Origin of the sequence: Paenarthrobacter aurescens (assembly GCF_041549525.1) — a bacterium.
Lineage (GTDB): Bacteria > Actinomycetota > Actinomycetes > Actinomycetales > Micrococcaceae > Arthrobacter > Arthrobacter aurescens.
The window spans coordinates 4228278-4251698 of the sequence record NZ_CP157456.1 but is presented as its reverse complement, the minus strand read 5'-3'; the positions used below and the strand labels follow the sequence as shown (position 1 = coordinate 4251698).

Sequence of the window (23421 nt, the reverse complement as noted above, 5' to 3'; positions counted from 1 at the left end):
GCCCTCCAAACAACGGGAAGGGGTGCTGGCATGACAAGGTCATACCTCCGCCCGATCCGCGTATTACTCAGCTCTCAAGTGCCCCTATGATGCGATTCGTGTCGTGGAACCCTGATGTTCCTTAGTACTTTTGAATGGTTGCAAAAGGGCATGCCAATGAAGCCCCGGCACCTCGGCCGTGGCAGCGTTGGAAGAGTAAGGACCGCCCTAGCGTCCAGCGTGTTTCTGCAGGTGGTCCGGCAGACGGTTTCCTGGGGCCCTGCCCCGGATTTCGAGCAGCTCGCGGGCATGCGCATGCAGCTTCTTGTCTTCATCAGAGACTGGTTCCCAGGCAGGGACGGGAACTGCAGTCCCCGTTTCATCACGTGCCACCATCACTGTGAGGCAATAGGTGGTCAGGTTCATCACCTTGGTCTTGGGATCACCGGAGCGGACGTGCACGGCGATGTGCATGCCCTTGGCGCCGGTGTAAACCAGGCGCGCCTCCACTTCCACGACGTGTCCGATCAGGAGTGGCCGGTAGAAGCGGACGCCTCCTGAGAACACCGCAACGGTGTCCATGCCGCAATAGCGTGAGGCGCAAACGTACGCGGCCTCATCAATCCACTTCATCACGATGCCTCCGTGGACCTTGCCGCCCCAGTTCACATCCGTGGGGGACGCCATGAACCGCAGGACAACGCGCTCGGCGGTCCCGGCGTCGGTATATTCCTGCGCATTCATTGCGTTGACGATCTGCTCGCGGACCTCAATGCGTGCCAAGGCGTGGTCGCGCTGCTCGATCTCGGCAGGTGTGGACGGTTCGAATTGAGGTACCGGAATCGGCTTACCGTCAGGACCGACGGCAACGAAGATCACCATGCACTGGCTGTGCATGGTCTCCGGGCCGCCTTTGGGATCACGGGAGCTGACCACAGTGTGGATGTGCATGGAGGAGCGCCCCGTGTAGACGATGGTGGAGGTCACTTCCACCATGTCTCCGCTATTGACCGGATCCGTGAAGTGGATGTTGCCCACGTACGCTGTGACGCAATATGCCTTGGCCCAGCCAACCGCTGCCGCATACGCTGCTTTGTCCACCCACTCAAGCACCGTGCCGGCGTCGACGGACCCGCTGTGTCCGACGTCCATGGGAGCCGCGAGGAAGCGGAGGGTCACTGAGTTGGCGGCGTCATCGCTCATGCTTGGAATCTTACTGTTGCAGTGTTTCTGTTACGTGACTAAGAATGGCGGGCGTCGGGCTCGCAACCATCTATCCGATCCCGGGGCCTTAAGCCGAACGCTCTCTCCCTTTCTTGAAGCAAGGGAGAGAGCGCCGGGGATTTGGGGGTGTTATGTGAGAGAGCGCCGGGTGGGGCGGGGGTTATGCCAAGGCGTGGAGCTTGGATCCCGGGCGGCCGAACAGTGCTGCATCCGCGGAGATCCTGCCTGCACCTGCCAGCGCAAGGGCCAGGGCTGCGCCGGCGAAGAGCAGAACCAGCTCGTACCCGTCGTTGCCCACAAAAATTCCCGCCGGAGCATGGACCAGGAACAGGGCGCCCAGCATATTGACGGCCAGGAGTGCTGCGAACACGCGGGTCAGCAGGCCGATGATCAGCGCAATGCCGCCCACCAGTTCAAGGGTTGCTACTACCGGCGCTACTGCCGATGCGCCGGGCACGCCCATTTGGGCGAATGATGCCTGCGTGCCGGCAATGGTGAATTCGTTGAACTTCTGCCAACCGTGCGCGGCGAAGAGAAATCCTGCGATAACGCGCAGGATGGTCAGGGCTGTGGTGGTCAAGTTGGGCTTGTTCATACCTTCAACCCTTCCGGAGCTAACTTGAAGTGTCAACTAATTGGGGCTTTTTATGACCAAACTCCCAGCTAAGAAGCCTGCATTCGCCGCTTCCTTCGCGGCTTCGCCTGGAGCCACGGCTGCAGCAGCCGCGTGGTGATGGGCAGGAAGATGTAAGTCATCAGTGGCGTGAGGATCACGATGTTCAGCAGCACCGCGAACACCAGCGGCCAGTCCTGCGTCAAAGGGTGCAGCAGGAAATTCGCCAGCAGGCTCAGAGGGAAGAACGGCAGGAAAATGCTGATGGCCTGCTTCCAGCGCGGCGGCACCACCGTTTCGGGCACCACCACCGAGACGTCTCCGGGACGCGAGAACCACCCCTCAATCCCTGTGTGCCGCTCAACCCGGGTTGTCTCCATCATGTCCCTGGCGCTATCGATCCACCAGCGGCGCTCCTCTGAGTCCTCCCACTCCTGCAGCGACTCGGCATCGGCGAAGCGGTAAAGCATGTGCCATTCAGTGGAATCCACCCCATTGCGCACCCAGCCGGAACCCAAATATCCGGGCCATTCACGGGCAAGCTCCTGGCCGGCATGGGCCCAGGCATTGGCTTGCCGGGTATAGCCGGGAAGGATGGTGCGGGCTACGGAAACGGTGACGGGATGCTCATGTGACACGGCCCAAATTTACCCGGCCTCCGGCGGACTAGGCTTGTTTAGTGCCTCAAACCACAATCACACCCACCCGCTCCAACGCCCGCGAGATACTGCGCCTGGCCGTCCCTGCCTTCGGTGCGCTCATTGCAGAGCCGCTGTTCCTGCTGGCTGACTCAGCCATTGTGGGGCACTTGGGCGTGGACCAGCTGGCAGGCGTCGGCCTCGCATCCACCATCCTGCACACCGCGGTGGGGCTCATGGTCTTCCTGGCATATTCAACGACGCCGGCGGTGGCCCGGGCGATCGGCGACGGCAAATTGGGGAAGGCTTTGGCCGCAGGGCGCGACGGCGTGTGGCTGGCACTGCTGCTCGGATTGGCGCTCGCGGTGGTTGGTTTTGTGGCGGCCGAACCCCTGGTTGGCTTCATGGGGGCCACTGGAGACGTTCGGCAGTTCGCCGTCGATTACCTGAGATGGTCCATGCCGGGCCTGGCTGCGATGCTCCTCATTTTTGCCGGCACCGGCGTCCTGAGAGGGCTGCAGGACACCCGGACTCCGCTGATTGTGGCAACCGCCGGGTTTACTGTGAACATCATCCTTAACCTGTTTTTTGTGTACGGGTTGAACATGTCCGTCACTGGCTCGGCGATTGGCACGAGCATCGCACAGTGGGCCATGGCCGCGGTCTACTTGGTGATGGTCAGCCGGAATGCGCGCCACCACGGAGTATCCCTCAAGCCTCATTGGCAGGGCATCCGGGACATGACCAAAGTGGGTTCCTGGCTCATGCTCCGTACGCTGAGTCTCCGCCTTGCCATCCTGGCCACGGTCTTGGTGGTGACTGCTCAAGGCGCCGTGAATTTGGCAGCGCACCAGTTGGCCATGACCATTTTCTCCTTCCTGGCTTTTGCCTTGGATGCGCTGGCCATCGCCGCGCAGGCCCTGATCGGCAAAGAACTGGGTGCCAGAAACGCCCAGCGCGTGCGTGAGCTGACGCGCACCATGATCCGATGGGGGCTTGGATTCGGTGTGATCACCGGCGTACTCCTGGCCATCGCGGCCCCCTGGGCGGGTTACCTCTTCACCTCGGACGCCGGAGTACGGTCCGCTCTGACCGTCGCCCTCTGGGTCCTCGCCGTGGGGCAGCCGCTGGCCGGCTATGTCTTCGTCCTCGACGGAGTCCTCATCGGCGCCGGTGACGCCCGCTACCTGGCGATTGCCGGCGTCGCGAATCTGCTGGTCTATTTGCCGTTGCTGGTGGCGATCCATCAGCTCAGGCCCGACGGCGAGGCGGGGCTGCTTTGGCTGTGGGCTGCGTTCGCGCTGGGCTACATGCTGGCCCGCGGGGTGACTTTGGGACTGCGGGCGCGGACGGATCGGTGGATGGTGCTGGGTTCGCACTAAACTGGACGGGTGACTCTCCCAGCGACTCCTGCCCAGACTCCTGCTGCCACTGTGGCCGGCCTCTGGAAACCCGTGCTGATCCGCGCCACTGTTGCCTTGCTGTTCGGCGCGGTCACCATCTTCTGGGCTGCGCCTTCGGTTCACGTCCTGGCCTGGGCCGTGGGCCTTTATCTGCTGGCCACGGCAGCGGCTGTGTGGATGTCCCGCGCTTTGCCAGCTGCTGTTCCGGTTGTTGTTGGGCTGGGCGGCATCGGCGCGTTGGTCACGCAATCCGATGAGGGTGTGGCGCTCTCGGCCATGCTTGCGCTGTTGGTGCTGGGCCTCCTCGAGTTTGTTCACGGCCTCCGGAAGCGCGATGCCTTGGCACGTGACTGGCTCGTTTCCGGTGTTATTGCCGTAGGCACTGCGGTTCTGCTGCCGTTCTTCACGTCGCTGGGAGCGCATGCGCTGCTGGGCGTGGCCGGTGGAGGAGCCATCCTTGCCGGTGTGCTGTGGATTCTCTCAGGGCTGACGCTGCGGCACGAAGCCAAGGCGGCTGCCGGTGGACCTGCCCAGGCTGCTCCCGGCGCTTCGCCCGAGGCCGTAAACTAGTAGCTGGACGTTCTACTCGTTGTAGAACTTTTGCTGACCGGCGGAATCACCCGCCATCATTGGAGGAATGACCGTGGCTGACCAGACACCAGGAGAACCGCGCAAGATGCGGACCTCGGTCAAGGGACCCCTCATGTTCTCCGCGTTCTTTGCAGTACTGGCATTTGTTGCCGTGCTGATCTTCGCCTCCGGCGGCAGCGCCAAGGCACCGCGGTTTGATCTGGCCTTCACAGGCGCGGGGATCGCATTTATTGTGAGCCTCGTCGTGGCGGCCATGTTGTCCATGAGCCACAAAGAGAACGCCGACCACCTCGGCAAGGGATCCGGCGTCAACCTCAGTTCCAAGCGTCCAGGCCACGGCGGCCCGGGTGCTACGGACGACATGCCGGAAACGCCCGACGCCGGCCGCTGACCTTCAGGCGCTTTCTCACCTTTGGTGGGGGAGCGCTTTTTTGTGGGCTGGCTGAGCCCACGCTGTGTGGTGCGCTGCCCGGGACTAATCCCACGGAGAGCGGTTTGGCCGGAAACGGGATTTGACCGGAAACGGGATTTGACCGGGAACGTGGTTTAGCCGGGAACGGGGCTTAGCGGAGGAGCGAGTCGGCCAGATCCTCGTCGCCGGCCGGTTTAGGGTCCGGCGTTGTTGGCTTGGGCCGGGCTTTGCGCGGGTGGGTGGCCGCCACTATGAGGACGGCGGTGCCGAGGAGGGCCAGTGCCCACCAGGGGAAGCCGGGATCCAATGCCTGGCTGGGCAGTGTTTGGGAAGAACCGGCGGCTGGAGCGTCAACGCGCTCGCCACGCACCAAAAGGCGGTGGCTGTTAACCCCTGTGGGCGTGCACGTCACCAGAGTCACGTAGTCCTTGTCCTGGACCTTGCGGAGATCGTCCGTTTCCTCCGGTAGCACCGTTTTGATCTGGTCCACTTTGTAGTAGAAAGACTCACCGAGCACGGTGATGGAGAAGACGTCACCTTCGCGCACTTGGTCAAGGTCGTCAAAGAGAGTGGCGTTGACGAAGCCGGAGTGGGCAGTGAGGACACTGTGGGTTCCCGTTCCGCCAACCGGCAGGCCGGAGCCGAACAGGTGGCCGGCACCCTTGGACAGCGTTTCATCATCGGTGCCGTGGAAGATGGGCAAATCCGAGTGGATGGAGGGAATACTTAGACGTCCCATCATGCCGCCTGGACCGACGTCGAGCATTTTCTTGTACGCGTCCGAACCTGCTCCCACCACCATCTTCTCCCCGTTCTCATTCAAGGAGTACGGATCGCGAAGCGGTCCGGATGGCAGCTCCTTGTTGAACAGCCGGGCCTCATCCAGGAGTGTCTTTTGGGCTGACGGGGAAAGGTTCTCCACGCTATCCACGTAGCCGCTGATGTCCGTCGCATGAACGCGGTCGGAGAACCAGGAAGCGGCGGTGGGGTACAGCATCACTCCCACGCCGAGAATTGCCACCACCACAATGATGATGCGTTGGGTGCTCCATCTGTTGCGGAAACGTTGCAGCGGCCGAAGTTTGGAATCTTGGTGCTTTGACATGAGAGTCCTGGGGAATTTGTGCTCTGGGGGAACAAAGCGGGGAAGAGCGCGTGTTCGGCGTTCTTCCCCGCTTTGGTGTTCAGGTTGCGAACCTTTGCAGGTTGGCTGTGACTAGCTGTTGGTGCTGTTGCGGCGTGAGCGGACCAGCAGGAGTCCGGCGCCGGTTACCAGCAGTGCGCCGGCTGCGTAGAGCAGACCGGTGCCAACGCCACCGGTGAGCGGCAGTTCGAAGCCACCGTTGGACGGGATGTTCTTGACGTTGAGGTCAATACCCACCGTGGTGCTGGTGGAGTTGATCAGGAAGGAGATCGGCTCTGCGAGCAGCTCGTAGCCTTCCGGCGCGGTGGTTTCCACCAGGTAGTACGTGCGGAAATCAGCGGAGCCGGGCAGTACTGCAGCGCCGTTGGCCCAGTCGGAGTAACGCAGACCGGAGATGGTGAGGGTTCCATCGGCAGCAACCGTAAAGGTGCTCTGACCGTTGAGGACAACAGCGTTGGTTCCGGCCAATGCATCAGCCTCATTGGTGTAGACCGAGAAAGAAGCGCCGGCAAGGGCAGCGTCGTTTTCGTTGGTCTTCTGGAGGGTCATTTCGCCCCACTTGGTAACAACCGGGGGAGTAACGATGGGGCCGCCGGGCTGGCCGGGAACGGTGGTGAAGCTGCCCAGGTTCGGGTAAACCATGGCGTCGTTCTCGATCTCGCCGATGGTGTTGACGGCGGTGTTTACAACAACCTGAACCTTGGTGTCGTTGTTGGCAGCCAGCACTGCGAGGCCAGCCGGGGTGAAGATGATGGAGACGGTGTTGGTGTCAGCATCGAAGGCAACCGTGTAGTGGGTACCTTCGGTGATGACCGTGCCATCAACCAAGGTGGCGGAGGCGCCAAGGTAGGTCAGCTTCTCATCCAGCTGGTCCACGATCTTGTAGCCATCAATGACTGCTTCGTTGGGGATGTCACCGGTGATGGTGAAGTCAATCTGGTCGCCGAGCTTGACGTCAGGGGCGTCCGTGACGATCTTCTCTGCACCCGTGATGGAGTTCTTGGGGTACACGTGGACGTCGTAGATCCAGTTGTCGTTGTTGTCCGGATCCGTCAGGGGGACCGAAACAAGGAACGGAGCTGACGGTGTGACGCCTGCCGGGTAGTTGGTTTCCGTTACCAAGTAAAGGCCAACGGGGAGGTTGCCGAACGATGCGGTGCCCGCGGCGTCGGTGACCTGCGCGGTGCCGGTACCCAGGGTGAACCCTGCACCTGTGATGGATCCTGCGGGATCGGCGGGGGAGAAGACACTGCTCAGGTTATGAGCTGCGTCCCAGCCGGCATTCGTGGCGAGGTCGATGGTGTTGACCTGCTGAATGGTGAATTCGATTCCGGCAAGGGCGGTCAGCCCTGTGGTGTCCACTGCCGTGCCGTTGTTGGGCAGTCCGGTGGGAGTGTCCGGGCGCTCGAACTTGTGAACGGTGATGGAACCAATCTGGTCTCCGTCGACCAGCGGAGCGGCTGAGGCCGGCGCGGCGGAGAAGGACATTGCCAAAACCGCTCCGGCAATCGTGGTGGCGGCGGCCTTCCAAAGGCGCCGGGAGCTTTGATTACTCACTGTTTTCCTCTTTCATGGGTGGTGATGCGATGCTCGGGAGCGAACATTTTTCCGGGGTTGATGCCTGCCGCTTTTGCTGCAGGCTGGGGGAATGACGTTTATGGGTGGTTTCGGGTGCGACGGACATTGTTATTAGCCAGAACCAGGGCCACCAGAAGCAGCGACGTTCCAGCGGCTGCAAACGGCCACCATCCGACGCCACCGGATTCGGGCATCTTCAATGCGGGCACATCGCGGACTGTGACCAGGAAGATGCCGTTGCCGTCAGCGTCGCTTGTTGTTACGACTCCGCCGCCGCTGCCCTGGCCGAGCGTCACTGCACCATTGGCGGCCACGGTGAACTGCACGGCTTCGGCCAGCAGGTTGAAGCCGTCCGGTGCTGTGGTTTCCTCAAGCCAGTACACGCCCGGCTGGATGCCCTCGAGCTGGAACTGGCCGGTTTGGGACGGGATGGGAGCCACCGTGAAGCTGGTGTTGACTGCTCCGGGAGTCCCGGCTGCGTCATTGTGGACGGCCCAGGTAGAGCCGGCCATGGGCACCCATTCTTCGCCGGAGGATTCACCGAGCTTTTCGATGAGGATCTTGGCCGGAGTCAGGTGGGTTGTGCTGCACTCCGGAGCCAGCGGAGTGGTGCTGTTAGCGCAGCGGACGGGTGCCACGCTGCCGGCACCGGTGACCACGTTGACCAGTTGTGCGCTCCAAGCGTCCGCCTTGACGGTGACTTTGTAGCTGAGCACTGCGGTCTGACCGGCCGGAAGTGTAAAGGGCTGGGTGGTCAGCGTGGTGGACGGAGCCACAGGATTGGCGACGGCGACTGGTGCCGCGGTGCCGATGGTCAGCACTGCGGATCCCGGAACGAACGTGGCCTGATCCAGGACATCGGCAAGATTGTCAGTGAGGACAACGTTAGTGATCTGGCCGCGGTTGCTGGTGGCGGTCACGGAATAGGTGATGGTGTCGCCGGGCTTCACCCATTGGCCGTTCGAGGAGTTACCGCCCACCGTGGCGGTCTTGGCGATGGTCCACAGGGGATCTACGGGTGTTGTTACCGTTGCGGAACATCCAACCCCAGGTAAAGGCGGGCAGGCCACATCCACGGTAGGAACCATGGTGGTTGATCCGGGAACCGGAATGGGTCCACCGCCTGGCATGTTGGGAACAGCCGTTTGAGCCGCAGGCGCAATGGTGGCCGTATTGGTGATGATTCCGGTGGTGCCCATCGCTACCGTGCCCTTGACGGTGTACGTCAGGGTTCCGCCCACGTTGATCCTGACGGTGCCGGATATGCTGCCTGTGCCACTGGGGGCGTTGCAGGCTGTGGGTCCGGCCGGAGGCAGGTTGGAGGTGCCCGCCACTGTCACGGCACAGGTCCATGTTGCACCGGTGATGGATGCCGGCAGGGGATCGGTAAGCACAGCGTTGACAGCATCGCTGGGCCCATTGTTGTGGACTACCACTGTGTACGTGATGGGCTGGCCCGGAATGTAGGCGGTGATGTTGGCACTCTTGGTGATGGACAGGTCCACCACCGGCCGGACGGTCAGATTGGCCGTTCCGGGAGAGTAGAGCCCCGTGATAGTGGGGAAGTTGTTGGTGCAGTTGGGTATCTGCGTACCGTCATTGGCCACGCACCCGGAGTTGTTGTAAACGCCGGGGGTGTTGCTGGTGACGGTTACCGTGATGGTGCAGGATGCGCTGCCCTGTGCGAGGTTTCCGGTGACGTCCACCGTGCGGCCGGAAACAGTGCCCGCAGTGCGGACGCATGTGCCACCGAGCGGACCAACTGCCGTGAGGCCAGTGGGCAGGGTGTCAACGAAGTGCCAGCCGTTCTTGGCCATGAGGTCGCTGGTGTTAGTAACTGTGTAGGTCAACGTAGTGTTCTGGCCCTGGAAGATGCTGGTGGGGCTGAACGCCTTGTCAAGCTGCGGCGTAACGTCCACCAGCTGCGGGAGGTCGAACCCGACATCGTTGCCTGTGCCCGTGGCCTGCAGATTCCTCACCCGGATACCCAGCGTAGGGGTGGTACCGGTCAACGGGACCTGGATGGCTCCGGACTGGAGCTTTGCCACGCTGTAGTTGGTGTTGCCATAGTTAATGACTTGCCGGCTGGGATCGGCGCACGGGTCCAGATTTGAACCCACCACCGTAGGCGCCCCGTTGATGAGGATGGAGAATTCCTGGCGGGCGTGGTTGGAGAAGCAGTTCGTTTCACCGAAGATTCCCGAAATCGCATAGTAGTGGCCGGCGATTGTAGGAATGGTGTTCTTGGTGGTTTGGAGCTGAAGTCCTGCCGGCTGGATACCACTGACTGTGTTCGTGTATTCGCTGAGGATCTGGTTTTGAGCGGCCTGGGCGTCGGTCATGCCTTGGTACTTGCCCATGACAAAGGCCATGTCGCGAAGGAAGTTGATGGCATTGTTGCGTCCGCATTGATCATTGTTGACGATGATGCCGCCGTTGGCAGGTAATGGAGTGCTCTGCCCCAGGACCCAGCCGTTGCAGGCCTGGGCGCCGGGAAGCCAGGCGGCATCTGCCGTGTACTGCTCGTTCTGGGCCGCAGCGCCGCCGATATAGGAGCCCAAGGGAATTGGTGCGGTGGCCGCGCTCATGTTGGAGAAATCTTCGCTGTACACCAAGGTGCCAGGCTGGGTCACGCCAGGGGATCCTGGCAGGGCGGCCACGGGTGTGGAAGCGTTGACCACTCCGTAGGCGGTCATCCCTACTACCACGAGAAGCACGCAGGCTATGAGTGCCAGCAGAGATTTGGCCTTGCTTTCACCCCGCCTGACCTGATCCTGGGCACGATCGTGCTCAATTTGCTTCCGCATGGAGTCCCTTTTCCTCATCCCGCCGTGGCTGACAACCCTTGTGGAGGGATGCCCTTTTGTCCGTTACTGAGGAGTAAGTACGGCCAGGACGAATATCGTGATGCAGTTAGGAATGTGATCCTGATCACACTTGCGAAAATTGGCTACGAAAGTACCAATGCAGCGGGAAAAGATGGCTAGGAGCCGGACTCCCTAGTCCAGCGCAGCGGCAGGGATGCGTTCACCAGCAGGAACGCCAAGAGGAGCCAGCCGCAGCAAAGGAGCATGGGGTCCGGAGTTGTAGTGTCGTAGGGAATCCCATCCAGTTCGCCAACCTGGCGAACTGTCTTGACTAACCCGGCCGCAATGAGGCCAACGGCGATGGCAGCAATGGAGATGTAAATGCGCGCACTACCCGCCCACCAGCGGTTCACCGCAGGGATGAAGCGGAGCGGTAAGCCAACGGTGATCGAAGCAACAATTGCCATGAGCGGCACTATGACGCTGGTCAGTGCCAGCCCGATCATGCTCAGGAGCCCGTCGTACGCCGCCATGAGGGATGCTTGCAGGACGAACCAGCTCGGTGCGAGCAGTGCGAAGGTCAGCGCCAGTTGGGCGACCGGCGTCATGGCCGTGCTTGCATACTGTCTGGGGGGAAGGGCGCCCAATGTTTGAGGTTGTGGTGCCGGTCCGGCCGGGGGCTGTGGCGTTGTTGCTCCGAAGCGCTGCCAGTTGGCGTCTTCAAGCCGCGATTTTGGGCTGACAGGGTAGTGCGGTGGCTCTTCTGGGGAAGGTCTCGATTCCTCGGCTCCGCTGGTCATGTCAGCTCTTAGCGGTCTTGTCGCGGGGGGCGGCGGCCGGCGTTGACTGCCAGAAAAGTAAGGACAAAGCACCCGCTCAGCACCAGACCCGTGTGGCGGGTTGTCACGTCATAAGGCATCCCGTCCACCACGCCGATCTGACGCTCGGGTGTGTTGAAGCCGGCAATCATAAGGCCTGCTCCGGCTGCTGCAATCACGATATAAATGGGCCAATTTCCCAGCCACCACCGGCTGAGCCGGCGGTTCAGGCGAACGGGGAGGCCAACAACAACGCCCATTCCCATAACGAAGCTTGGTGCGATCATCAGGAAAAGGATCGTACCCGGGAATTCGTAACCAGGGCTGGTGGCCATGGCGGCCGCAAGCCATAGGACCGTCAGGAATGGGTAGGCAATGGCCAGCTGGCTGACCGGCGCCATATCCGGCATGTCCAAAGGCCGAACCCAGGGGCTCGGTTCCGGCGCGCGTGCCCCCGAACTCCCTCTTAGGCGTGCATGTGAGTCTGCATGTTCCCCCATGTTCGCAATTATGCCGGTCTTACTCGCCCTCGGCGGCTTTCCTGGCCCGGTATGCGGCGACGTGGGCGCGGTTGGCGCAGTTGCCGGTGTCGCAGTAGAGCTTGGAGCGGTTGCGGCTGAGGTCCAGGACAACAGCGTCGCAATCGTCCGCCGCGCACACGCGCATCCGGTCCATTTCCTTGCTTCGGATGACGTCAATGATGGCCATTGCGGCCTCGGTTCCCATCCGATCCGCCAGAGGTGCCTCGGGGGTTGTGGCGTGCAGATGCCAGTCCCAGTGGTCATGTTTCACCAGCTGCGGGAGGGCTTTTGCGTCGGCAAGCAGCTTGTTGACGGACTTGGCCGCCGTGTCCTCATCGGCGCTCCACAGTGCTGCCAGTTGGCTGCGAAGGCGCTTGACGCTGTTCAATTCCGCTGGCGTATTGACCCGTGAACCCGTGAATTGCTCGGCTTTCAGGAAGGCATCGAGGTCCTGCACGGTTGCCAGTGTTTCTTCTCCGTTGGCGGCAGTGTTGATGAGATTGACGGTGCTGCGGAGGGCGACCACGGTGTCAGGCGCAAAAAGCACTTTGACTCCTTACATGTTTCGGGAGTACTGTCATGACCATAAGCCCACTTTACTCCTGACAGGAGGCTGCTGTGTCAGCTCCAACGACGAAGGCTGATGCAAAGAGTTTCCTGGCATCAGGACTCGGCATTGCGCTCTTTTCCTCGGCCGTTTTCGGTACGTCCGGCTCGTTCGCCAAATCGATGCTGGAAACCGGCTGGTCACCCGGCGCCGCAGTTGCCGTGCGCCTCACCGGTGCCGCGCTGATCCTGGTGATTCCCGCCGTCGTGGTTCTCCGTGGCCGTTGGCACCAGCTCAAGGACAACTGGCTCACCATCCTGCTGTTCGGCCTCATCGGCGTAGCGGGCTGCCAGCTTTTCTACTTCAACGCCGTTGCCCGCCTGTCCGTGGGCGTCGCATTGCTGCTCGAGTACCTGGCTCCGGTGATGATTGTGCTGTGGCTCTGGATTGCCAGCCGGCGCCGGCCCCGCGCGCTCACTGCGGCCGGCGCGCTGCTGTCCCTGGGTGGCTTGGTTCTGGTGTTGGACCTCACTGGTGCCGTGAAGGTGGACTTTGTGGGCGTCCTCTGGGGCATGGCCGCAGCCGTCTGCCTGGTGATCTACTTTTTCATCACCGCCAAGGAAAACGACACCCTGCCCCCTCTGGTACTCGCTTCCGGTGGCCTGCTGGTAGGTGCGCTGGTGATGTGGCTCGTGGGCCTGCTGGGTTTGCTGCCCATGACGTTCAGCACCGCAGATACAACGCTGGGTCCGTGGACCACCCCTTGGTGGGTATCCGCCGTCGGGCTCATCATCCTGGCCACAGTGCTCGCCTACATCAGCGGCATCATGGCCGCCCGGAGCCTGGGGTCGAAAGTAGCATCGTTCGTGTCCCTGACCGAGGTGCTCTTCGCCGTGATCTGGGCCTGGCTGCTCCTGGGCGAACTCCCGGGGCCAATTCAACTGCTGGGCGGACTCCTCATTGTGGGTGGCGTAGTCCTGGTTCGCGTCGATGAGCTCCGGGGAGACCGCAAGGCTGCCCGAGCCACTCAGGAAGCTGCCCGCGCTTTGGATCACCCGAACGACGTTGAACCCGTTCCTACAGGGCGGGTTACCGACGCGCCGCGCGGATAACGCGTTGTGGGGCCTGGTCTGCGTTCCAAAAGTGTGGAATAGGGCGCAGAGCGGGCCTCACAACGGATTAAACAGAGTGTATTAACAGCGAAAACCCCGGACGCCATTGCGCCCGGGGGTTTCCCAACTGTCTTAGTTGGAGGCCTGCTGCTGCTGCTCTGCGTTCTTCTGAGCGCGATCGCCGGCTTCGCGAAGTGCGTCGGCTACCTTCTTCAGGTTCGAAGCGTGCTGGCTGTCCCACTCGCCGCGGAACTTGTCAGCGTCCGGGCCCTTCCAGTCGGTGCCGTCAAGTGCACCCTTGAGCTGTGAACGCTGCTGCTCGATGTTCTCGGCACCAGCCTTCAGCTTGTTACCGAGCTGACGAAGCTGATCAACATCTGCACCCCAAATAGCCATGAGATTCTCCTTCATTTTTCGGACCCGAGCTCTTCGGCATCCCCAGCGGCCTCCGGCTCATCCGGAAGATCCAATAACTAAAACCTATCCCGGGAATCCAAAAAGCGTCGATGGGCACCCCTCCCCATGCAGCACTGCCCATAGTTAGCATGGGGTTATGTGCCGCAACATCAGGACCTTGCATAACTTTGAACCGCGCGCCACGAGTGCCGAAGTGGAGGCCGCTGCCCTGCAATACGTGCGCAAAATCAGTGGATCCACCAAGCCCTCCAAGGCCAACGAGGAAGCCTTCGCAGAGGCCGTCCACGAGATCGCTCATATTACGCAGCATCTCCTCGACTCCTTGGTGAGCCATGCCCCGGCGAAGAACCGTGACGAGGAAGCCGCCAAGGCGAAGGCCCGGTCCGCGGTCCGGTTCGGAGCCGCGTAGCCGTCAGCAGCTGGGCCCGTCGGCCGCAGCGGCGGGACAACAGGACGCATTCGGCAGAAAGCAGTTGCGGGTGATCTGGAGCCCAGGTCACCCGCAACCGCCAAGCAACTGCGTCTACTTCCCGAATGAGCGAAGCCTTAGCGAGTTGGCAACCACCAGCACCGAGCTGGCCGCCATTGCTGCGCCGGCGATCATAGGGTTCAAGAACCCCAGTGCTGCAATGGGAATGCCAATCGCGTTGTAGAAGAAGGCCCAGAACAAGTTGGTCTTGATGGTGGACAGAGTCTTGCGGGAGAGTTCGATCGCTTGAACCAGTTGGCCGAGATCGCTCCCCATCACGGTCAGGTCCGAGGCCTCAATAGCAACGTCGGTTCCCGAGCCCATAGCGATTCCGAGGTCCGACTGGGCCAAAGCCGCGGCATCATTCACGCCATCACCAGCCATGGCAACCGTGGCTCCGGAGGCCTGAAGCTTCCGGACGGCCTCGACCTTCCCCTCCGGCAGGACGCCGGCGAAGACATCCTCCGGTGAAATTCCGACGGCGGCAGCCACTTGGGCGGCCACTGCGGCGTTGTCTCCGGTCAGGAGGATGGGGCGGATACCCAGGTCTTTCAACTTCCCGATTGCTGCTGCGGAGCCAGGCTTGATGGTGTCACTTAAGCTCACGATCCCTGCGGCCTGACCGTCAACCGCAACCCAAATAGCTGTGGCGCCACCGTTCTCCTCTGCGGTCAGCGCGTCCCGCTGGCTGGGGTTGAGCGTGATGCCGTTCTGCTCCAACCAGCCGGATCGACCCACCACCACCGTCCTGGTGATTCCGTCGAGGGACACGGTTCCCCGCACGCCGCCGCCGGGAGCGGAACTGAAGCCGTCGACACCCGGGAGGGTCCCGGCGTCGGGCACGGCGTCCTGCGCGGCGGCCGCGATGGCGTGCGCAATAGGGTGCTCGGAGGCCGATTCAACAGCTCCGGCCAAGGTGAGGACGGTTTCAGAAGAGTATCCGTTGAGGCCAACGGTGTGGTCCACAGCGAGCTTGCCGCTGGTGACCGTACCCGTCTTGTCCAGCAGGATGGTGTCCACGTGGCGGGTGTCCTCAAGAACTTGCGGGCCTTTGATGAGGATGCCCAGTTGAGCTCCGCGGCCCGTCCCGGTCAGCAGTCCCACCGGAGTGGCCAGGCCGAGGGCGCAGGGGCAGGCGATCACCAGAACTGCTACCGCTGCCGTGAAGGCGGCGTTGAGGTCACCCGAGAAGAACAGCCACAGAAGGAAGGTGAGCAGGGCAATGGCAAGCACTATCGGAACGAAGACAGAGCTGATCCTGTCCGCGAGCCGTGCAATGGGTGCCTTTCCCGTCTGCGCCTGACTGACCAGCCGGCCCATCTGGGCAAGAGTCGTATCCGAGCCCACGCGGGTGGCCCGCACCAGCAGCCGGCCGGAGGTGTTGATGGTTGCGCCCGTCACGAGGCTGCCCGGTCCAACCTCTACCGGCACCGATTCGCCGGTAACCAGGGAAGCGTCGACGGCGGAAGCGCCGTCCGTGACTACGCCGTCGGTGGCGATCTTCTCACCCGGGCGGACAACAATGACATCGTCCACCAGGAGCTGATCCGCCGGGATCTTCTCTTCAACGCCGTCCACCAGAATGGTTGCGTCCTTGGCTCCAAGATTCAGCAGAGCCTTGAGCGCATTGCCGGCCTTGGCTTTGGCGTTCGCTTCAAGGTAGCGGCCCAGAAGCAGGAATGTGGTGACCACAGCTGCGACCTCGAAGTAGAGGCCGCCGCCCATGTTTTCCATGCCGGGGTGCTCGGTCATGCGCGGATCGGCAAACAACTGCCATGCCGAGTACAGGTACGCCGCAATAACGCCGATGGAGACGAGAGTGTCCATGGTGGATGCGAAGTGCCGGGCATTGATTGCCGCTGCTCTGTGGAAGGGCCAGGCCGCCCAGCTCACCACGGGTAAGGCCAGTGCGCCGGCAACCCATCCCCAGTTGGCGAATTGGAGCGCGGGAATCATGGAGATGGCGAACACCGGAATGGTGAGCAGCGCCGCAACGATCAGGCGCGGACGCAGCGTAGAGGCCGCGGGGCCGTGAGCCATGTGGTCTTCGTGCTCGTTGTGATCGGCGTGGCCAGCTGGTGCGGCGACGCCGGTGCCATGCTCTGCATGCTCGCTCGTGCCTCGCTTGGACGCATGCTGCCGCATGCCGTCGACGTCGCCACGTGGTGCGGTTTCCGGCATGAGTCCAGCGTCAGGACGCTCCAGGCCTTGGATGGGTGAAGTGTGGGCTTGGCGCTCGCGGGTGTTTGGCGTCGGGGCTTGGCGGAGCGTGGCTTTGTAACCCGTTGCGTTGACGGTGTCCACGATCTGCTGGTCTGTGACGGTTGCCGGGACTGTGACGTGGGCCGATTCGAGGGGAAGGTTGACGCTGGCCTCTACGCCCTCGAGTTTGCCCAGTTTTCGTTCCACTCGATTGACGCACGAGGCGCAGGTCATGCCCTCGATGTCCAGTTCGATGACCCTTTGTACGGGTTGGTTGAAAGTCTCCTGGCTACTCAAGACGACTCCTAAGCTTCGTTGGCTACCACCAGGTAGCCGGCTTCTGCCACGGCCTCGCCGATTTCAGACGGCGAAAGCTCCTTGGTTGATGTGATGGTCACGGTGGACAGGCCGCCGGGATTGAGGTCCACGGCTACGTTTTGTACGCCGTTGAGTGATTCAAGTTCCTCGCTCACGCTGGAGACACAGTGGCCGCAGGTCATGCCCGAAACGTTGACGTTGGTTTGGATGGTCTGGCTCATGGCAGTCTCCTTGGTGATGAGTTGAATGGAGTGGTGGTTGTTGGCGGGGTTACCGCAGCAGGCGCCCGATGGCATCGGTGGCCTCCTTGACTTTGGCGTCGATCTGTTCGGCGCGGGCTTCCGGGTTGGGTTCGGAGGCGGCACCCACTACACAGTGGCCGATGTGCTCCTCTACGAGTCCCAGGCTTACTGCATGGAGGGCTTTAGTGGCGGCGGCTATTTGGGTGAGGATGTCGATGCAGTATTTGTCATCCTCCACCATGCGGGCAATGCCGCGGACCTGCCCTTCGATCCGTTTCAGGCGTTTAAGGTACGCCTCCTTGTTGCTGGTGTATCCATGAGGCGCGGCGTGCTCCAGGTCCACCTCAATGATGGGGGCGTCCGGATGGCTCATACTCAGGTCTGGCATGCTCATGACTCGAACTTATACCCATGGGGGGTATCTGGTCAAGTACCCCCAGGGGGTATATGCTCTTCAGGAAGAGCGCCGAAGGAAGAGCGCTGGGACTTCCGGAAACGGCGTTCCGGGTGAAACGGGGAAATGATGGCAGTGTTCGTACTCATTCACGGTGGCGGTTCAACAGCGTGGGACTGGCATCTGGTCAGTCCCTTGCTCGAAGCCTCCGGGCATGGTGTTGTGGCCGTCAACCTTCCCATCGAGGACAAGGACGCTGGGCTTGAGGACTATACCCGTGCGGTGACCGCTGCTGTGGGGGATGCTGAGCACACCATTGTGGTGGGCCACTCGCTGGGTGGATTCACGGCGCCGTTGGTGTGCGACGAACTCCGCTCCGACGGGTTGGTGTACCTCTCGGCCATGATCCCGAGGCCGGGCGAAACTTTCGGCGACTGGTGGACCAACACGGGGCATGACCGCGAGAGCATTCCGGAAGAAGCATTCTTCAACCTGGTGCCGGAAGATCTTGCCCGGGAGGCCGCCCGCAGGGAACGGGACCAGCAGGGTGCGTGGATGTCCGGGCCTTGGCCTGGCCGGCATCCGGATGTTCCCACGCTGGCGATTCTGTGCCGTGACGACCACTTCTTCCCGGCATCCTTCATGAGGAGGCAGGTGCAGGAACGGCTTGGAACCGAGGCCGTGGAAATTCCCGGGGGCCATTACGTGACGTTGAGCCACCCAAACGCTGTGGCGGTGGCCCTTAATGACTTTGCACAGCAGATTTCCGGGGACGGAGCAAATAAAAGCGGCTAGGCGGGCTTGACGAACTCGGGGTCAATTTCGGCTGTCTTTGGCCGGACTATGTCCGCGGCATCGGTGACATCCGACTGTTCGGGAGCAGGAACGAACAAAGCAATAGGCGGGACAGCCGTGCTGCAGTCCAGATCGGGAAGCGTGACCACGCTGCTGATCCGGAGTTGCCCTCCTGCAAGGTGTTCCATGCGGAACATGACCCCGGAAGCGTTGAGTTCATCCGGCACGTCACCTGTTTCGGACGCCCAACGCACCACGCAACCCCGAACCTCGGCGGTTCCGGCGGATGGGCCGGGTTTGACCTCCATGGGAAGGAAGGGATCGGGTCCCGGGCGGATGTCCGGACGGCGTTTCTGTGCAACGTCATTGCGGGGGTGCCGGGAGAGACGTACCCGAAGGTCCAAGCTGGTGGTCTCCACCAGCTCGGGCAACGTGAAGTCCGTAACGTTCTGCGCCACGGCCTGTGCCTCCAAGGACTTGCGGGCCGCTATGACCCAAGGATCGGCCTCGATGGCCGAGTCCGGCGCCGAACCTTGCCATTCAACAGCCGGGTAAGGGGGTGCCGGTTTTTTCTCCTCGCGGCATGCTGAGAGCCCGCCGGTTACCGTGACCAGCAACAGCGAGGCTGCAACCGCTTTGAGATACCGCGGCCGGGATGTCCGTGCAGCGCCCATGATCAACCCCTTGTTTGCGTTTTTTCGCCTATCGAATCTACCACGGGAGGCTCTGCGGAGGGGTTGGGGGGCCAGCGCATAGGCTTAGGTCATGCTGACTTTGGTCCTTGGACTTCTCTTCGCGGGGCTCTTCTTTGCCTCGTTCCAATCGGACCGGCGCAGGCTCCGTAACGGTGTGCTCCTGCTGGTGGCGGCGTGGTTTCTCCTGCAGGCTGCCCTGGATTTCCTCATTGACCTGAACCCGTGGTTTGAATGGCTGAACCTGTTGGTGCTGGTGGTGCCCGTGGTGAGCATCTTCGTGTTCGCAGGCTTCCTCATAGCAAACGGCGTCACCATGGTTCGCAGGGAAGGGCCGGGCATCACCAGTTTCCTGCCCATCGCGGTGGGACTCGCGGTGTTCCTCGCGCCGGTTATTGCCTTCCTGTTCGTGCTGAGCGGGCAGCCGGTGTTGACCGGCATGGCCGCTCTGGCGTTCTTTCTCTGCGCTTATCTGGGCAGCGCGTTTGTGGTGTTCCTGGGTTACGCGGTGGTCTATTCGCGGATGCGTTTCAGCCCAAACCCGGCCGCTGTCATTGTGCTGGGCTCCGGTTTGATCAATGGCAAGGTTCCGCCGTTGCTCGCCGCGCGCCTGAACAAGGCCCTGGAAATTTACGACGGCGGCAGCCGGGCCAAGCCGGTTTTGGTACCTTCCGGGGGTCAAGGCCCGGATGAGCCCCGGCCCGAGTCCACTGCCATGAAGGAGTACTTGGTGGCGAAGGGGGCGGCCGCCTCCGATGTGTTGGAGGAGAACCAGGCCACCACCACCCGCGAAAACCTTGCGTACTCCGTTGCGCTGCTTGCAGAGAAGGGCATTGAGGGCCCGGTGCTTGTGTGTACCAACAACTACCACGTGCTGCGCGCGGCCCTGTTGTCCCGGCGCCAGAAGATCAACGCCGAGGTGGTGGGTGCTCCTACGGCCAGGTACTTTGTGCCCAGCGCTTTCCTCCGCGAGTTCGTGGCCGTGATGAGGGACAATCGCCTGACAAACATCATTCTTTGCCTGCCCATGTTCGGGATTGCCCTGCTCATCACGGTGGCACTGATGAACTCTCCGGTGGTGTAAACCTTTCTAGGACTTGGGGAGGCCGGTGGTGAACGTGTGGCTCCATTCGGTAATGGAGCCGGGAGTGAACACATATCCGGGCTGCGGTGCCGCCGTGACGGTCACTGTGCCGGACGGCTTCCTGTAGTTTCCGGCCGTCACTTCCTTGCCGTCCATCAGGTATGCCACACCAAGGACGGAGGGAACGGTGTACTCGTCCTGTCCATGACCCGGGCGGTCCGTAAAGGTGACGGGGACCGGCGTCGCGGTTTCATAACTCAGGCCAAAGCCCAGCGGCAACAGAACACCGGATCCGTCCGCCTTGGGAACATTGACGGGTAGTTTGCCGCCGGGGTTGACGGCACCGGAGATGGCACGGACCGCGCCGTGGAAGTTGACGTCCTTGACTCCGTAGCTGTTGAGCACGGCGTCAGCACCCGGAAAAACGTTGATGTCGTAGGGATTGCGGGTGGCCACAACAATGACCGGCGTCCCTGTGGCTGCGAGTTCAGCAACCATCTGCTGTTGAGCGGCATTGCCCGTTGCGTTGTAGGAGGCAAAGACCACTGCATCCACGGCGCCCGCAGCGGCCACCGCACGCGCACGGTAGGCAGCGGAGGGTGATGCCCCGTCCTCGTAGTCTTCAGTGACCGTGAATCCCTGATCCCTGAGCATGGGGCCCGCGAGCTCAGGCCACGCTGAGCCGGCACCTACCATGAGCACACGGCTGCCTTGAGCAAGCGGCAGGACGCGGCCTTCGTTGCGGAGCAGCGTGGCGGCCCGATCGGAGATCAGCTTGGCGGTTGTCAGGTTTTCTGCGCTTCCAACAAGGGTGTCCACGGCGGCAGGGTGGGCAAGGGGCTGCTCGAAGACGCCGCGCTTGACCTTCCATTCAAGGATCCTCCGGACTGAGTCATCCAGGCGGGCTTCGGTGAGCTCGCCGGACTCGACGGCGGCGCGAACCCCGGCGAATGATGCGTCCACATCCGGGGAGTTGAGGAGGATGTCAGAGCCGGCCTGAATGGCCTTGACGGCGATCTCTTCCTGGGGCCACTCGGCGGCCATTGCTGCCATATCCAAGGCATCTGTTGTTACCAGGCCTTTGAAGCCCATCTCGTCGCGAAGCAAGCCGGTGAGTACCTTGTGGGAGAGGGTGCCGGGCATCTCGGGGTCGATTGCCTCCACAATGATGTGTGCAGTCATGACCATGTCCACGCCGCCGTCTATTGCGGCTTTGAATGGCTTCAGATGCTGGTTGAGGGTTTCGCGATCGTAAGTGACGGTGGGCAGCCCGTAGTGGGAGTCCACTGAGGTGTCGCCGTGGCCTGGGAAATGCTTGGCGGCCGCCCCGACGTTGTGCGCTTGAATGCCCTCTATTTGGGCGACGCCCAGGGCGCTGACCAATGCCGGGTCTTCGCCCATGGACCGGATTCCGATCACGGGGTTGTCCGGGTTGGAGTTGAGGTCCAGCACCGGGGCGAAATCAACGTTGATACCCATGGCGCGCATTTCTGAGCCCAGGATTTCCCCTTGTGCCTTGGCCAGGTTTGCGTCCGCGGTGGCGCCGAGTGCCATATTTCCCGGGAGTACCGTGGCAGGAGGGCCGATGCGGGCCACCAGGCCGCCTTCCTGGTCTATGGTGACTGCCAGCGGGATGCCGTTTCCACCCTCCCGCAAGGCTGCCTGCTGCAAGCCGTTGGACAGACCTGCCACCTGCCCGGGATTGTTGGTATTTCCGGACCAAGCGAAGTAGAGGACGCCGCCGAGGTTGTACTTTTCCACCACTTCGGCGGGCGTATTGACGCCGTACCGCTCTTGGTTCTTTGCGGCCATGGAGGCATCGTCCGCCGACGAACCGTAAACGTGGGTCCAGGTCATCTGACCGATCTTTTCGTCCAGCGTCATGCCGGCAATCATGGCCTCGATGTCAGGTGAGGCGGTGACCGTCGTCGTACTTCCTGTAGTTGGTACGGCCGCGAAGGCCGGTCCCGTGCCGGTCAACACGCCGGCGCCTGTCATCAGCAGTGCGGTGGCGGCCGCTGTCACCAGTGACGTTCGTTGTTTTTGCATGTAAACCCAAATCCCATCGTCCTTGTTGTAACCGAGGTTGTGGCGGAGGTCTGCGCGCTTAGCGCTGGCCGTTATAGAGGAGGTACCCGCGGGTATCGCGGACGAACTGGCCTAGCTCGGAACGCCAGCTGTCCATGATGGTCCTGGCATCAGTTCCGGCGTCGAGCTGTTCGGCAAAGCGGGACGAGCCGCTCAGCAAACCCATCCAACGGCCGGCATCACCGCGCCAGGCGAAGCCGGGGTAGAGGCGTTTGGCCTCAACCAGCATGTGGGTGCCCACTTCCAAGGCTTCTACCCGGGTGGGGTCCGTGATGTGGACCTGCACGCCGCCGCAAATGATTCCTTGGTTTTTGGAGAGTGTGGGCTGGAAGTAAGCCTCACGGAACGTGACGCCGGCCAGGTTCCTGCTGTTCAGCGCTTCTGCCCAGCGGTAGTCCACGTAGGGCGCTCCGATGAGTTCGAAGGGCCGGGTTGTTCCCCGCCCTTCGGACATGTTGGTGGCCTCGAACAACGCCGTTCCGGGGTAAAGAGTGGCGGTTTCGGGCGTAGGCATGTTGGGGCTCGGAAGGATCCACGCAGCCCGGTTGTCCGGTCCCGTCATCTCCCGCCGCCACCCTTGGACCTCCACCACTTGCAGATCCGCGATTGGCTTCAGGCCGATGGCTGGAAGATGGACCGCGTTGAAGTACGTGGCGAGCTCACCCACCGTCATTCCGTGCTGGAGCGCAATGCTCAGCTGACCGACACCGGACTCGAAGCCCTTTTGCAGGACCGGCCCGCGGGCTTGGCCGCCGATGGGGTTGGGACGGTCCAGCACAACAAAGCCGGCGCCTCTCTTTGATGCCGCCTGCATGGCACCCCACATGGTCCAGATGTACGTGTAGAAACGCGCGCCCACGTCCTGGATGTCGAAGCAGATGGTGTCCACGCCTGAGGCTTCGAAGAAGCCCACATAATCGGTGACGGTGGCTCCGTAGGAGTCATAGACCGTGATGCCGGTTCTTGGGTCCACTGACGTTCCTTCACTGGCGCCGTCCTGAGCGGTCCCACGGAAGCCATGCTCGGGCCCGAACACTGCCCTGACGTCCACGCCTTTTGCCGCCATGTCATCAACGATCGAGCGGAAGTTCGCAAGGACGCCGGTGGGGTTGGTGATGATTCCTACTTTGCGGCCGGCGAAAACACCCCAGTTGTTCGCGGCGGCCACATCGGCACCGTTGACCAGAGACCCAGGTTTTCCCGGGCGGGTCTGACTGGAAGCGGCAACTGCGCCGGGGGCAAAGGGCGCGACGACGGCGGCAGCAGCCGCCAGCCCCGATGCACTGAGCAGTTTTCTACGGTCGAGTGCCATGGGGAAGCCTTTCGGGCTGTG

Annotated in this window: 23 protein-coding genes; 7 read left to right on the top strand and 16 right to left on the bottom strand. The window is 62.1% G+C overall.

The window, feature by feature from the left end:
• Nucleotides 1-207 precede the first annotated feature (207 nt).
• From ABI796_RS19785 to ABI796_RS19775, 3 genes are all read right to left on the bottom strand, one after another.
• Nucleotides 208-1182 (bottom strand): acyl-CoA thioesterase, encoded by a 975-nt coding sequence (locus tag ABI796_RS19785; protein WP_141284386.1) that lies wholly within the window; start codon nucleotides 1180-1182, stop codon nucleotides 208-210.
• 181 nt (nucleotides 1183-1363) lie between these two features.
• The gene (locus ABI796_RS19780) at nucleotides 1364-1798 is read right to left on the bottom strand and encodes a DoxX family protein (RefSeq protein ID WP_141284384.1); all 435 of its coding nucleotides are present in this window, start codon (nucleotides 1796-1798) and stop codon (nucleotides 1364-1366) included.
• 68 nt (nucleotides 1799-1866) lie between these two features.
• Nucleotides 1867-2454 (bottom strand): antibiotic biosynthesis monooxygenase, encoded by a 588-nt coding sequence (locus ABI796_RS19775; protein WP_141284382.1) that lies wholly within the window; start codon nucleotides 2452-2454, stop codon nucleotides 1867-1869.
• 41 nt (nucleotides 2455-2495) lie between these two features.
• Here ABI796_RS19775 and ABI796_RS19770 point away from each other — a divergent pair, with 41 nt between their 5' ends.
• The 3 genes from ABI796_RS19770 to ABI796_RS19760 all read left to right on the top strand — a co-directional run bounded on the left by ABI796_RS19770 (nucleotide 2496) and on the right by ABI796_RS19760 (nucleotide 4839).
• On the top strand, nucleotides 2496-3836 hold the full coding sequence (locus ABI796_RS19770) for an MATE family efflux transporter (RefSeq protein ID WP_141284380.1): 1341 nt from the start codon (nucleotides 2496-2498) through the stop codon (nucleotides 3834-3836).
• A 9-nt stretch (nucleotides 3837-3845) separates the two neighbouring features.
• Entirely contained in the window at nucleotides 3846-4427 is a 582-nt protein-coding gene (locus ABI796_RS19765; RefSeq protein ID WP_246095836.1) for a hypothetical protein, read from the top strand.
• A gap of 67 nt (nucleotides 4428-4494) precedes the next feature.
• Complete coding sequence (locus tag ABI796_RS19760) at nucleotides 4495-4839, top strand: hypothetical protein (protein ID WP_141284378.1); 345 nt, start codon at nucleotides 4495-4497, stop codon at nucleotides 4837-4839.
• A 172-nt stretch (nucleotides 4840-5011) separates the two neighbouring features.
• Here the strand turns inward: ABI796_RS19760 and ABI796_RS19755 are convergent, their stop codons facing one another.
• The 6 genes from ABI796_RS19755 to ABI796_RS19730 form a co-directional block, all read right to left on the bottom strand.
• A complete protein-coding gene (locus tag ABI796_RS19755) occupies nucleotides 5012-5965 on the bottom strand; it encodes a class C sortase (RefSeq protein ID WP_141284376.1) in 954 nt (317 codons plus the stop codon).
• Between the two features lie 111 nt (nucleotides 5966-6076).
• Nucleotides 6077-7561 (bottom strand): SpaH/EbpB family LPXTG-anchored major pilin, encoded by a 1485-nt coding sequence (locus ABI796_RS19750; protein WP_170224942.1) that lies wholly within the window; start codon nucleotides 7559-7561, stop codon nucleotides 6077-6079.
• A 98-nt stretch (nucleotides 7562-7659) separates the two neighbouring features.
• Nucleotides 7660-10389 carry a SpaA isopeptide-forming pilin-related protein gene (locus ABI796_RS19745; RefSeq protein ID WP_170224941.1) on the bottom strand — a complete coding sequence of 910 codons (2730 nt, stop codon included), beginning with the start codon at nucleotides 10387-10389 and terminating at the stop codon, nucleotides 7660-7662.
• 176 nt (nucleotides 10390-10565) lie between these two features.
• Nucleotides 10566-10997, bottom strand: a complete 432-nt coding sequence (locus tag ABI796_RS19740) for a hypothetical protein (RefSeq protein ID WP_141284372.1) — start codon at nucleotides 10995-10997, stop codon at nucleotides 10566-10568.
• Nucleotides 10998-11197: 200 nt separating this feature from the next.
• Nucleotides 11198-11707, bottom strand: coding sequence for a hypothetical protein (locus tag ABI796_RS19735; RefSeq protein WP_373092022.1), 510 nt, complete (start codon nucleotides 11705-11707; stop codon nucleotides 11198-11200).
• A 19-nt stretch (nucleotides 11708-11726) separates the two neighbouring features.
• Entirely contained in the window at nucleotides 11727-12275 is a 549-nt protein-coding gene (locus ABI796_RS19730) for a CGNR zinc finger domain-containing protein (protein ID WP_141284370.1), read from the bottom strand.
• A gap of 71 nt (nucleotides 12276-12346) precedes the next feature.
• On the opposite strand from ABI796_RS19730, the gene ABI796_RS19725 reads away from it, so the two are divergent.
• Entirely contained in the window at nucleotides 12347-13387 is a 1041-nt protein-coding gene (locus tag ABI796_RS19725) for a DMT family transporter (protein ID WP_141284368.1), read from the top strand.
• Between the two features lie 132 nt (nucleotides 13388-13519).
• Here the strand turns inward: ABI796_RS19725 and ABI796_RS19720 are convergent, their stop codons facing one another.
• Nucleotides 13520-13783, bottom strand: a complete 264-nt coding sequence (locus ABI796_RS19720; RefSeq protein WP_011776688.1) for a WXG100 family type VII secretion target — start codon at nucleotides 13781-13783, stop codon at nucleotides 13520-13522.
• A 157-nt stretch (nucleotides 13784-13940) separates the two neighbouring features.
• On the opposite strand from ABI796_RS19720, the gene ABI796_RS19715 reads away from it, so the two are divergent.
• On the top strand, nucleotides 13941-14213 hold the full coding sequence (locus ABI796_RS19715; RefSeq protein WP_141284366.1) for a DUF2277 domain-containing protein: 273 nt from the start codon (nucleotides 13941-13943) through the stop codon (nucleotides 14211-14213).
• A 114-nt stretch (nucleotides 14214-14327) separates the two neighbouring features.
• Here the strand turns inward: ABI796_RS19715 and ABI796_RS19710 are convergent, their stop codons facing one another.
• The 3 genes from ABI796_RS19710 to ABI796_RS19700 are packed head-to-tail and all read right to left on the bottom strand — an operon-like array spanning nucleotide 14328 to nucleotide 17429.
• The gene (locus tag ABI796_RS19710) at nucleotides 14328-16772 is read right to left on the bottom strand and encodes a cation-translocating P-type ATPase (RefSeq protein WP_141284364.1); all 2445 of its coding nucleotides are present in this window, start codon (nucleotides 16770-16772) and stop codon (nucleotides 14328-14330) included.
• 8 nt (nucleotides 16773-16780) lie between these two features.
• On the bottom strand, nucleotides 16781-17014 hold the full coding sequence (locus ABI796_RS19705; RefSeq protein WP_170224939.1) for a heavy-metal-associated domain-containing protein: 234 nt from the start codon (nucleotides 17012-17014) through the stop codon (nucleotides 16781-16783).
• 49 nt (nucleotides 17015-17063) lie between these two features.
• On the bottom strand, nucleotides 17064-17429 hold the full coding sequence (locus ABI796_RS19700; RefSeq protein WP_141284361.1) for a metal-sensitive transcriptional regulator: 366 nt from the start codon (nucleotides 17427-17429) through the stop codon (nucleotides 17064-17066).
• A gap of 129 nt (nucleotides 17430-17558) precedes the next feature.
• On the opposite strand from ABI796_RS19700, the gene ABI796_RS19695 reads away from it, so the two are divergent.
• Nucleotides 17559-18224: an alpha/beta fold hydrolase gene (locus ABI796_RS19695; RefSeq protein ID WP_141284474.1), complete on the top strand. Its 666-nt coding sequence runs from the start codon at nucleotides 17559-17561 to the stop codon at nucleotides 18222-18224.
• Here the strand turns inward: ABI796_RS19695 and ABI796_RS19690 are convergent.
• On the bottom strand, nucleotides 18221-18898 hold the full coding sequence (locus ABI796_RS19690) for a hypothetical protein (RefSeq protein WP_141284359.1): 678 nt from the start codon (nucleotides 18896-18898) through the stop codon (nucleotides 18221-18223). The two genes, ABI796_RS19695 and ABI796_RS19690, sit on opposite strands and share 4 nt — an antisense overlap.
• Before the next feature lie 91 nt (nucleotides 18899-18989).
• Here ABI796_RS19690 and ABI796_RS19685 point away from each other — a divergent pair, with 91 nt between their 5' ends.
• Nucleotides 18990-20000, top strand: coding sequence for a YdcF family protein (locus ABI796_RS19685; protein WP_141284357.1), 1011 nt, complete (start codon nucleotides 18990-18992; stop codon nucleotides 19998-20000).
• 6 nt (nucleotides 20001-20006) lie between these two features.
• On the opposite strand, the gene ABI796_RS19680 is transcribed toward ABI796_RS19685, so the two are convergent.
• Entirely contained in the window at nucleotides 20007-22049 is a 2043-nt protein-coding gene (locus ABI796_RS19680; protein WP_141284355.1) for a glycoside hydrolase family 3 protein, read from the bottom strand.
• Between the two features lie 58 nt (nucleotides 22050-22107).
• Nucleotides 22108-23400, bottom strand: a complete 1293-nt coding sequence (locus ABI796_RS19675; RefSeq protein ID WP_141284353.1) for an exo-beta-N-acetylmuramidase NamZ domain-containing protein — start codon at nucleotides 23398-23400, stop codon at nucleotides 22108-22110.
• Nucleotides 23401-23421 lie beyond the last annotated feature (21 nt).